Raw genomic sequence first — 12,014 nt, 5'->3', positions numbered from 1 at the left:
TGGAATTAAGGTATCTGATAATTATCCACATTAAACCTATCTAATATTTTTTTAATGCTTTCAAAGCTATATGCATCTACATTTTGGACATTTTCAGAACCCGATTTTATATTACTTTCTGGATGCGTTTTAGAGGAAGGTCTACTGTAGAGTTCTTCTAAATTCGATAGTGGTTTTAAGTCATAGGCTTTGCACAAATAATAAAACAAATTAATATCTGACTTCAAATCCTCATACTTTACAATTTTCAAATTAGAATTATCCTCCTCATGTAAATCAAAAACTACTTTATTTTCTATACACCATCTTAGCGATAAGGTTTCGATTTCAGAATAATCATCAGCTTCATCCCAGCTAAAGTTATATTTAGATTCTAAAACCTCTGTAATTGGTTTTTGACGCTTGAAATGATTGAGGTTATATAGCCAATTAAATTTTACTCTATTTTGAGATAGTATGACATCATAAGGATTTCTAGTTATAAACAACAATGGGATTTCAAAATACGAACTCATAAAATGAGCACTTAAATTACAACGTACAAATTTTATCACATACTTTTTAGGAACAACAGGCCATAAATGCATCTTCAATTTTCTGTTGCTTATCTGTGCAATCCAATCGCTATCTATTTTGTTTTTAAAAATCTTTTTGAAATATTCTTCTTGTTCTTTTTGTAAAATTCCTTCAGTAATAAATTTGTCACAAATGAGATGACCTTCTTGGGTTTGATACTCATGCTCTGGCTCAAACAAAAGTCTGTAGCGAAATTGTAAAGCTATAATTTCGGCCAACCAACTAGTACCACTTCGAGCAGAACCTGCTATGATAATATGTTTATTATATGATTTCAAAATTCTATTTTCCGATAAGTTTCAAATATAAATTTTTGTATGCATTTATCTCTTTTATTAATGAAAAACGAGACTTCACATTTTCTACAGCTTCTTGTTTTAATTTACTGTACAATTCTTTATTGTTTGATAGTATTTCAATTTTTTCTACTAGCTCATTTGTTGAATTAAATATAAAGCCTCCTTTTTCGTCTTTTAAAATATATTTAGCGCCTCCACCTGAATTTGAACTCAAAACAGGAACTCCACAAGCCAGAGCTTCAAGAATACTCACTGGCAATCCTTCTTGAATTGAGGATAAGACAAAAATATGTTGTTGAGAAAGCACCTGTGGTATATCATCATTTTTTACAAAACCTTTGAATGATACACGTTTTTGGAGATGATTTTCCTCTATAAAATGAACAAGTTGATCTTTATAGGCTTCGTCTTCTTTTCCGTATAAATTTAAATGAACATCATTAGGCAAGTTTAGCAAAGCTTCAATGATTTGCTTTTGGTTTTTGTTTGCGACAATATTTCCAATACAGCAGAGGTTAAAAACATCACTTGTCTGGTTTTCTTTGACACTAAACTTATTCAAATCAACACCATGAGGAATGAACGTAATTTTTGATCTTAAATAAAAAGCGTGGAAAAAACGAGATTTCATCTCAGGATTATCATAAGCGATGTAATTGGCTAATATACTTTTTAGCAACCATCGCCTTGACCATGCATTATTTTTTTTTGTATATAAGTATTTAACTCCGGTTAATCGACATGCTATCACCTCAATAAAATTAGATTTATAATCCCAAGAATGACACACATCTATCCGATGTTCTTTTAATACTTTTGAAAACATTTTAACATCCTTTAAAAGCCTACCTATGTATTGAATATGTATTTGGTTAGAAACTGAGATATCATTTGGAATAAGTTCAGGAAAATTTTCTACAGCAATAAACACCTTAAATTTTTCAGAATCTAGCCCTCTTAGTATTGAAAGCAAAACATTTTGACTTCCGGCTGTTTTAAAATTAGGAATAGTATATAATATTCTAATTGGTTTCAAACTCAACTATTATTCTTTTGCCATAAAGATAAGGTTAATAACATACTTAAGGGATGTGAAAACTTAACATTGTCAACCTCTTTAAAACTATCATAAATATTTTCAACAATTTGTTTTGAAACTAGTTCATAGAAATCTTCACTAAAGATATACTCCTCTAGATTTTTAGCATTTTCTTTACCCAAAAACTGCAATTCCCAATTACGTTGAACATAAGTTTTACCCACAATACTTTTAAGTGTTCTATATAATTTATTACTAATTCTATATGGTAAATTATAAGGTGACTTGTTGAAGTGGAAGTTGTTTAGGTTAAAAGGTTTTTGCTCTTGCCAAACAATTTTTGAAAGTTTTTTATTTCTCTTTTTTATATAAGCTATCTGGAGTTTTCTATCTGCCAAATAATCTTCTGGAATAGTACATATAAACTTACACATCTCATTATCATAAAATGGCAATGTGATGGGATGTATACTTTCAAAAATAGATAAATTAGCTGTTGTCCATCTTGGAGCCCAATACATAGATTTGAATGCTCTAATCTTTGCGCTTGAATTTTCGATATTTATTTGTGAAAGCAAACTTTTAACTCGAGCTCTTAAATACAACTCAAAATCACCTTCTAGACGCCAAGACTCCCAAAGTGCTTTAGCTAATTGTAATCCACCTGGTTTAATTATTTTTTTAAGGATTAAGTTTACCTCTTCTTTACCAGAAAGTTGTTTATCTGTTGTAGAATCAAAAAGGACATCTCCCCAATGTCCAAGGGAAAATACTTCGCCTTTCAACTTTAAAGCATCCACTACTGCCATTTGCCTAGCATGTGTAAACTCTGCGTAGCATTGATTTATTTTAGATAATTCTTCAATGCAATTCCAAAGATATCCTCTTGAGATTTTAAAAGATTCAAATGGAAATTTACAAACCTTAGCAATTTGCATTGACAGCTTAGCTTCGTTATATCCATTCTCAAATGAATAACTATAAGATTCAACATCTTTGTTGAGATAGTTTAAAGCTACCGCTTGTGTTCTAGAGTCTAACCCTCCAGATAATGGCAATACAACTTTCTTGTCTCCTACTTGTTGGTCTATAATAGATTCAAAAAGTTCAGAAAACTCATTAATAGCATCTTCGAAACTAATATCTCTTGGTGAGTAATCCCAGTTAAACCAAGATTCACTTTTTACCAAATAACCAAATTCATCAATAGTATTAATTGTACCTGGCTTTAGACAAACTTCATCTTTATAATATGTATCCTTATCTAGAAAAAAACCAATTGCCGTAAACACGCATATAGCTTCGTAATTTAAAACATGTTCTCCTTTGACTTTTACGAAAGTCTGACGGCTCGGAATTATATTTGTCTTTATAGTTTTCATTAATAAAATCTAACTAATCGTTTTGCAGACATTGATAATATAAATCTTCAAAGTCAGTTGTCATTTTCTCTATATTGTGATTTTTCGCAACTTTTTCTCTAGCACTAACTCTAAGCGTATTAATTTTATCTAAAGGTAGTATGTTAAAATCTTGAATCTTTTTGCTTAACGCATTTGCATCTCTTATAGGAACTAAAAGTCCTGTTTGGTTATCTGTAATCAATTCTATTACCCCTCCACAACGCGTACTTAAAACAGGAAGCCCAATTGCCATAGCTTCTATGACCACGTTTGCTATTCCTTCTGCCAAACTCGGTAACACCAGCAAACTTGAATTAGCCATTAATTGATAAATTTTTTTTTGAGGTAGTGAATCTGTAATAGTAATATATTCATGAAGGTTTAAATCATTAATCATATATATCAACTCTTCGTTACCTTTAGCGCCTACAATGGTATAATGAAAATCAATATTGTGATTTTTTAAATCCACACAAGCTTTTATCATGTAGTCGTAGCCTTTAATCCAATGTGGTCGCCCTACAGATAATAGTTGTAATGTTTCTTGTTTCTCGTAAAAGCAAATATCTGGAAAACTACTAAAATTAAAACCTGAATAAATAACCTTATCTATTTTTGAAGGTGACGCATATATAAGATTACTTTTTTCTTTTATGGCTTTGCTAACTGAATGAAAACCTCTGATTTTTGGATACAAGTACTTTAGATATACTTCATTTTCTTCATCTACAAATGGCCTTACATTTAATTGGTATCCAAGCTGACTTAAAACTACTTTATAACTATTACTATTTAGAATAGTTTGACAGTAAGGTAGTAACGATATCCATTGAATGTGCACTATATCTGGTTTAATTTGTGCTAAAGCCTTATTAAAATTAAAGTGTTTTAAACCTGAGGAATCAAAACGTACTATTAATTTTATGAATTTTTGAAAATCTGTGATTCCATCCTTTTTAAATAGATTTTTAAAAACAAACCCTAGACTTCGCCTCAATAAATTCAATTTATTTCTTTGAGTACCTAAATCCATATACCTAACTCCTTGTATTTTTTTTTCTACATTACTATCAAATCCTAGTACATATATCTGATGTTTTTTACCTAGACTTTTTATGACAGTATTAATGAATGGTCTGGTTTTAAAACTACCATCAAATATTACTATTTTAAGCTTAGGTTTCAATTTTTATTTAGCTATTAATTTTAGAAAACACTTTATTTACACTGGTTATTACGGTAATTGTATCATGCTCTCTTTTTTGAAGAAGCATATTTCTATTCTTTTTAAGCTTATCCACTTCCTTTTCATCAAATAGAATATATTTTTTAAAATAATCTTCTAATTGTTTTGAACTATACAAACCTGAGTTGACAATATCACGGCACAACATTTTTATACCTTCGATGTTGTTACCAGAAAGAAAAGTATTTGGGTGCTTTTCGAAGTTTTTAAACTTCTTTATAAAATCATCTGAATCGTACATGTGGTAATGAAGCATTCCTACTTTTTCAATTTGATTTGTAAAACCACCATCGTTATAAACGACTCTATGAACATTTTTTGGAACAATTTCTTTGGAGGAGCTAACCCTAATTGCGGTTTTTCCCAAATGCTGTCCATACCAATATGGAAATTTATGAAACTTATTCTCAAAAGGATTAAGTAATTTTTTGTAAATCCTATCGATTTTATTTTTTAATTGAGGTGAAGACTTAAACAGGATGGCTTCTTTAAATACATTGTTGAAATGTAGTTGGGTCTGTAAAATCTCAAAAGGTTTAAAGTTTACCACATCATAAGGTTTCGGTATTTTACTAAAAAAGATTTTCAGATTACTGCACTCAATCTTGTGAGTTATTATTAATTCATCAGCGTCTAAAGATATTAACCAATCAATATTTTCTTTTTTACATTTTTGAAGAGCATCGTAGGTGTTTAAACATTGTCTAGCTGTATGATGTTCATCATAATTTGTTATAAAATTCTTTAAGTAACTTAATGATTCGTATTTACTTTTTTCAATAGAATTTGACATTTTAACAAATTCGAGGTCTTGAATTGATTCGCAACTCGCATCCGTTGTTCCATCAAAATATACAAATGCTTTGTTAATGCCAATTTCTTTATGATACAGCAAATTTTCCCGAAGAATACGCTCTTCATTCTTAACGGTAATTACAAGACCTATTCTCATGAGAGTGACTGACTTTTTATATTTTTTGAGCAAAAATACAATGATGCAACCCAAATCCGAATTTAGATAAAAAAGTCTCTCTAAAATTTTTCAAACCTATTTTATTAAAAGCACCAACCAACCATCGATTATTGATTATCTTATAGTAGCTCTTATCACCAAAATTATACACTATACTTTCGTACTTAATAATTTTGAACCTATTCCTTCTTAATAAATTAATTAATTCCATTTTAGACAAAGGAAGCTCTATTGGTTGATTAGACCATGTTTTACCATCTGTCATATGATCTAAAGTAGTCTTATTTGGTGTGGTAAGTATTAAATATCCATCAGGCTTTAATATTTTATTACAAACATCAATATACTTCTGTTTATTTTCTATATGTTCAATTACTTCCTGAGATACAATTACATCATACTTTTTATTCTTAAAATCAAACGTCAACACATCTCCTTGTTGGTAATTAACGTTTGAATATAACCTGTTTGCCTTATCAACCGCATATTGTGATAATTCAATAGCATCAGTTGGTCCAAATTGTCCTAAAAATGCACTTAACCTTCCATCTCCAGAACCTAAATCTATAATCAAAGGTTGTTTTTTCTTACGCTTCACTACAGTGAAATATTCAAGAATTTTAATGCACCTCCTTAATTGTAAACTATTAAGTAATTTGTATTCTTTCCAATATTCATCATAAAATGATTTCTGACTTTCTATTTCCATGAAAAAATTTAATCTTTTTAGTTATCAATATTTAATAAGCAACTTTCTTTGATTTTAGTTCTTTTATATCAGGAAAATAAAAATCTTTCAAACCTATTGAACGACTCAGAATTGATGGTTTATCTCTTAAAAAATTAATTTTGCTAATATCACTCAAGGGGTCTGGCATATTTAAGCCTACCGAAAGATAATAATCTCTAAATTTAAAAATAGGTTCATTAGATTGAGGTCTGACAAATACAGATGGTTTTCCTAAGGCATGACTAAAAATTATACCATGTAGAGAAGATGCATATACAACCTCAGATTTTAAGATTTCATCTGCTAATTTTAAAGGACTAGAATCAACAGTCACATGCTTAATACTTTTAGGAAATTTTTTCTTGTAAACTGCTTCATCTCTAAAATGAGGAATGAATATAATTTGTTTATTAGAACTCCTAGATGTATCTATGTCATAAACTTCCTTTATTAACAAACCAGGATCATATTCAAACTTTAAATTAGATAAATTTGCATTAAATTTTTCAAATAACTCTCTTGTTAAAGGTCCTCTGACGCCATTTACTTCAAGATTACATAGTAATTCCTTTTTAGAACTTAGATCATTTCCTTTCCAACCTATTCCATTTATAATATCACCTTCTTTAACCCTATTCATTACAGAACCAACAAAAAGTACCCTATTGCCTTCACCTTTGACATTCTCGATATCTTCTTTATAAAATTTCTTTATTAAATCCACATTAAACATATCACCAGCATTCCCATACTTAAAAATATGCTTTTTCTTATTTAACAACTTATTTTTAAAATAAGTATAATTAGAAACATTACGCTGATCCCAATAATAAGTTCTTATTGCCATAACGAGTGCTTATCTACTTTAGCTATATTATATTCCACATCATTTATACCGTAACTAACTACAATTTTATCTTTTAATTTTGATAAACCTGAAAAATAAGTACATGAAATCAATTGCTTATTAAATTTATGAGTATTTCCTAGTAAAGATTTAATCGAATGGGTAAGAAAACCCCTTTTCGCTAATTCAATTTTTGGTTCACTAGATAATAATAATCTTATTGGTCTTCCAAAATACATTCTCCTTCCGTTAAATGTTATTTTTTTATGAGATATGCCCAAAATTTCATTATTAAAGTTCAAGAGTTGAGTTCCAATTGAATGTTTTGCTAAGCGTTGATTCTTATCTTGATAATACTTTTCAAATCTAATGAAATCATCCCCTATTTTACAAGCTTTTATAATTGTCAAAGGATCTAGGCTATAAAGAGCATAAAGGTCATTCTTATAATAATAAAATGCCCAATTTTTTTCAATATCAGTTCGTTCATCAAACTCGCAAGTAAAATATTCATCTATACTCCTTTTTTCAAAAGAAAATAAAAATAAACTATTGAACTTATAAAGTTCTCTTCCTGTATTAAAAGTTCCGAAAACTTTATTATTCATCAAAAAGAGTTTAGGGTCAGCAACTTTATTTATTCCTAATTTATCTTTAAAAAAATTTGATAAATCAAGGGTACATATATCAACATTGTTATTCCAAATAAAAACTACTCCTTTTATTTCCTTTTCATTAGCACGATATGTTCTTATTGCTAAATAGTGAGTATTATTACAAAAACAATAACTAGGATTGAAAGTGTAAGTATAGGATGCAAGTATTTTTTTTAGTTTTGCTGGAAAAAAATTTGCTTGATATTTCTTTAAAGTTTTAATCATTAAATAGATTTTTCCCTAATTTCAAAATTTTAGATTTTAACTTTATTTTATTTATGTTTATCTTATAATTCTCTTTTATAGTTACATTATATTCTTTTAACCAAGAATTAGCTACTAAAGAAGGATGCAAGTTTAATTCATTCTGTGTTTTTAAATAATTCTCTTCCTTTATTTTTTTTGTTCCTGTAAAATGTAATATTAATGGATTGTGTTTATCAATACCGAATAAATTTTCATATCTACTATTAAAACATTGATAGTCATATAAATCCATTTTATTTTTATATTTAATATTCTCTTTAAGATGATATATCATTGCATCTTGGTCTCCATTTGAAAAGTAACCTAATTCAGGACGCCACCATTCTTTTACGATTTTAAGATCTGTTTTTAAAATCTCTTCGAAGAATTCTTTAGAATCAGAATTACTTTTAACAATAAATTGACCCGAACTCAAAATAGTCTTAATGTTTTTGAAAGTAGGGCTTTTACAGAAAGATATAAAACTATCCCCCTTTGGCGCATAATCCATTATATCCTTATTAAAATCAAAAAAGAAAGCATCATCATCTATCCATATTATATACTCAAAGTTATTTAGATAACTTAAAACATAGACTATCTTGTTGTAGTAATTATTTGTGTTTTTTGTTGGCCAATTACAATGAACATAAGAATAACCATAGTAATCTGCATATATTCTATGATTTATATAAGATTTAAATTTAGTCTCTGGATACCTTCCAGATAATATACAAACATTCATTTTTATTATTTAACCTATGTATTTTGAGTAATTATATTCCACTTTCCTTCTGAGAATATCAAACCATTATACCCTGTTTTTCTTGTAATAGAAATAAAGTCTTCATTTGGTTTATCTGGTAATACTTCAAAAGATATAAATTTATCAGCGTAGTCTAGTAATTCTTTACCATCTAACAAACTTATAGATATTTTATAAATGTTATCAAGAAGAAATAAATCCTTGGTTTCAATCTCAACTATAAAATTATCATTAAGATTTTTTCTTATAGGCCCATTAATATAATCATTACTTCTCCATACTAGAACATTTATATTATTAGCATCACTTATTCGAAGACTAAAAATCGGATTTCTTAATTCTTCTTTTACTAGAATAATACTCCTAAATATCATTCGTTCGCCTGAATTAAATTTTGATGATATTACTCGGGAAATATTTAGAATTTCAAAACGACTAAAATTTGCTTTAAATACATTTTGGTTTTTAGCAAATTCGATAAAACCTCTAGAAACCTCATCATTATTCAAATAATAGTCTATACCACCTTGTGTCTCACCATCATAAACTGTCCTTCCATGCTCTAACACTATTACTCGAGAACATAAATCTTGTACAGCAGCCATATTATGACTCACAAATAACACCGTTCTACCATCTCCTTTAGAGATATCTTGCATTTTACCGATGGCCTTTTTCTGAAACTCAGCATCACCAACTGCCAAGACCTCATCTACCACTAAAATATCAGGTTCTAAAAATGCTGCTACTGCAAAGGCTAAACGCACACGCATACCAGAGCTATAACGCTTTACTGGTGTGTCTATGTAACGTTGACATCCTGAAAATTCCACAATCTCTTGTTCTTTGGCCTTAATTTCAGTTTTGGTCATTCCCAATATAGCGCCATTGAGATAAATGTTTTCTTTTCCTGTAAGCTCTGGATGGAAGCCTGTACCTACTTCTAACAGCGACGCGATACGACCTTTGGTTTTTATCACACCAGTCGTTGGACTAGTAACTCTTGAGAGTATCTTTAGTAGTGTGGATTTTCCTGCCCCATTTTTTCCTATTATACCTAAAACTTCTCCTCGCTTAACTTCAAAATTAATATCCTTAATTGCCCAAACGTAATCACTCTCTGCGGTTTTACTTCTGTCGTTGGTGTCACCAATTTTTAGATAAGGATCTTCTTTTCCTCTAAGTTTATAAAACCAACGTTTTAGATCATGACTAAGTGTGCCTGTACCTACGAGACCTAACCGGTATTGCTTACTTATATGTTCTACTTTTAGGATTACTTCAGACATCTTCTACACGGTATCAATAAAGGATTTTTCGGTACGATTAAAAATAACTAATCCCATTAAAAATATAAACAGGCTTATACCTAATGTATATAAAAATCTAACGAAGTTAAATTCACCAATATCAAGTAGCATATATCTAAATCCTTCCATAATTTGCGTTAAAGGATTATATTCCACAATACTTGCTACCAATGGCGGAAATTTTGATTTAGCTTCAGACATTGGGTATGGCACGGCAGACACATACATGAGTAGCTGTACTGCAAAAGTTAATAACACCGTTAAGTCTCGATATTTAGTGGTAAGGGATGAAAAAATCATACCTAAACCAAGACCTAACATTGCCATAATAACCACATAAACTGGAAACAGAATAATATTAGAATTTATACTTAATTTATAACCTGTTGCATAATAGTATATAAAAAATCCAATAAAAATCAGCAACTGAATACCAAACTTTAAAAGATTGGAAATCGTAATAGACATTGGTAATATTACTCTTGGAAAATAAACCTTACCAAAGATGTTCTGGTTTTTTGTAAAGGTGCTCGACGTATTGTTAAGACAGTCCCTAAAATAATTCCAAGCCGTAATACCTGCCAAATTGAATAAAAAAGGAGGCACATTACCTGTTTGTATTTGTCCTAAATTATTAAATATTAATGTAAAAATTACAGAAGTAAATAAAGGCTGAATGAGATACCAAAGCGGTCCTAAAATAGTTTGTTTGTAAAGCGTAACAATATCGCGTTTTACAAACAGAAACAATAAGTCTCTATAACGCCAAATTTCTTTAAAATTGAAGTCGATGAGTTTTCTCTTTGCAGAGATGGTATATAGCCATTCATCTTCCTTATTGCTCAACAATTTAGCGCGTTTTAATTAGTCTTGCTAATATACTATTTATTCAGAATTTTTATAATAAAGACAGGAGTATTTGCTGTACTAATTAAAGTAATCCCAAGTAATTTTTAAACCTTCCCTAACCGTATATTGAGGTTTGTAACCTAATAGCTTTTCTCCTTTAGAAATATCTGCCAATGAGTCTCTTACATCCCCTTGCCTTGGCGGCCCATAGACTGCATCTAACTCAGAACCTGCCGCAACTTTAAGTGAGTCCCAAAGGTAATTTACTGTAATACGTTCCCCACACGCAACATTAAATACTTCATTTGCAGCTTCTTTTGGTGCAAAGAATCCTCTAATATTAGCCTGTACAGCATTATCCACAAATGTAAAATCTCTAGTTTGCTCTCCATCACCATTTATTTTAGATGGCTTATTGTCTTTCAACGCTTGCATAAATAGTGGAATTACCGCAGCATAAGCGCCATTTGGGCTCTGCTTTGGTCCAAAAACATTAAAATAGCGTAATCCTATAACATCTGTACCATAAGTTTTTCCAAAAACATCAGCATAAAGCTCATTGACATATTTTGTCACTGCATATGGAGATAAAGGCCTTCCGATAGTATCTTCAACTTTTGGTAAGGATTTACTATCGCCATACGTCGAACTTGATGCAGCATACATCATACGCTTTACAGTCTTACTTTCCTTTAAAGCAATTAGCATATTTAAAAATCCTGAAATATTTACCTCATTTGAAGTTGCAGGATCGTTAATAGAACGAGGCACAGAACCCAAAGCTGCCTGATGCGTCACATAATCTATACTTTCCATTGCTTCTTTGCAGGTTTCCAAATCTCTAATATCTCCTTCCAATAATTCAAAAGAAGGATTATCCATAAACTCAGTTAAATTTTCGCGATAACCGTTAGAAAAATCATCTAGTACTCTAACTTTTTTAGCACCGTACTTTAACAAATACTCTACAATATTAGAGCCTATAAAGCCTGCTCCACCTGTAACTAAAAAACTTAATTGTGATAAATCTTGGTTATGATATTGATTTGAGTACATGATAAGGTTGGTGTTTAA

Annotated in this window: 12 protein-coding genes; all 12 read right to left on the bottom strand. The window is 29.9% G+C overall.

Annotated features, from left to right (window positions below; all coding sequences use genetic code 11):
* Positions 1-5: 5 nt before the first annotated feature.
* The 12 genes from AC2H4K_RS13595 to AC2H4K_RS13540 all read right to left on the bottom strand — a co-directional run bounded on the left by AC2H4K_RS13595 (position 6) and on the right by AC2H4K_RS13540 (position 11,996).
* Complete coding sequence (locus AC2H4K_RS13595) at positions 6-854, bottom strand: sulfotransferase domain-containing protein (protein WP_281140004.1); 849 nt, start codon at positions 852-854, stop codon at positions 6-8.
* Between the two features lie 4 nt (positions 855-858).
* On the bottom strand, positions 859-1,911 hold the full coding sequence (locus AC2H4K_RS13590; RefSeq protein ID WP_493742491.1) for a glycosyltransferase family 4 protein: 1,053 nt from the start codon (positions 1,909-1,911) through the stop codon (positions 859-861).
* A gap of 2 nt (positions 1,912-1,913) precedes the next feature.
* A complete protein-coding gene (locus AC2H4K_RS13585) occupies positions 1,914-3,296 on the bottom strand; it encodes an asparagine synthase-related protein (RefSeq protein ID WP_493742490.1) in 1,383 nt (460 codons plus the stop codon).
* A 13-nt stretch (positions 3,297-3,309) separates the two neighbouring features.
* On the bottom strand, positions 3,310-4,503 hold the full coding sequence (locus AC2H4K_RS13580) for a glycosyltransferase family 4 protein (RefSeq protein ID WP_493742489.1): 1,194 nt from the start codon (positions 4,501-4,503) through the stop codon (positions 3,310-3,312).
* A gap of 7 nt (positions 4,504-4,510) precedes the next feature.
* A complete protein-coding gene (locus tag AC2H4K_RS13575; RefSeq protein WP_493742488.1) occupies positions 4,511-5,515 on the bottom strand; it encodes a glycosyltransferase family protein in 1,005 nt (334 codons plus the stop codon).
* A gap of 16 nt (positions 5,516-5,531) precedes the next feature.
* On the bottom strand, positions 5,532-6,245 hold the full coding sequence (locus tag AC2H4K_RS13570; protein WP_493742487.1) for a class I SAM-dependent methyltransferase: 714 nt from the start codon (positions 6,243-6,245) through the stop codon (positions 5,532-5,534).
* Between the two features lie 31 nt (positions 6,246-6,276).
* Complete coding sequence (locus AC2H4K_RS13565; protein ID WP_493742486.1) at positions 6,277-7,113, bottom strand: polysaccharide pyruvyl transferase family protein; 837 nt, start codon at positions 7,111-7,113, stop codon at positions 6,277-6,279.
* On the bottom strand, positions 7,104-7,994 hold the full coding sequence (locus AC2H4K_RS13560) for a hypothetical protein (protein WP_493742485.1): 891 nt from the start codon (positions 7,992-7,994) through the stop codon (positions 7,104-7,106). The genes AC2H4K_RS13565 and AC2H4K_RS13560 overlap by 10 nt, the downstream gene beginning before the upstream one ends.
* Positions 7,987-8,760, bottom strand: a complete 774-nt coding sequence (locus tag AC2H4K_RS13555) for a putative nucleotide-diphospho-sugar transferase (RefSeq protein ID WP_493742484.1) — start codon at positions 8,758-8,760, stop codon at positions 7,987-7,989. The genes AC2H4K_RS13560 and AC2H4K_RS13555 overlap by 8 nt, the downstream gene beginning before the upstream one ends.
* A gap of 14 nt (positions 8,761-8,774) precedes the next feature.
* On the bottom strand, positions 8,775-10,070 hold the full coding sequence (locus AC2H4K_RS13550; RefSeq protein ID WP_493742483.1) for an ABC transporter ATP-binding protein: 1,296 nt from the start codon (positions 10,068-10,070) through the stop codon (positions 8,775-8,777).
* A gap of 3 nt (positions 10,071-10,073) precedes the next feature.
* A complete protein-coding gene (locus AC2H4K_RS13545) occupies positions 10,074-10,940 on the bottom strand; it encodes an ABC transporter permease (protein ID WP_493742482.1) in 867 nt (288 codons plus the stop codon).
* A gap of 78 nt (positions 10,941-11,018) precedes the next feature.
* A complete protein-coding gene (locus AC2H4K_RS13540; protein WP_493742481.1) occupies positions 11,019-11,996 on the bottom strand; it encodes an SDR family oxidoreductase in 978 nt (325 codons plus the stop codon).
* Between the last annotated feature and the right edge of the window lie 18 nt (positions 11,997-12,014).

It is taken from the genome of Winogradskyella sp. 266wxhm (assembly GCF_058964685.1).
Note: the sequence above shows the minus strand (reverse complement) of the source record. Positions and strands in the feature narration are given on the sequence as shown.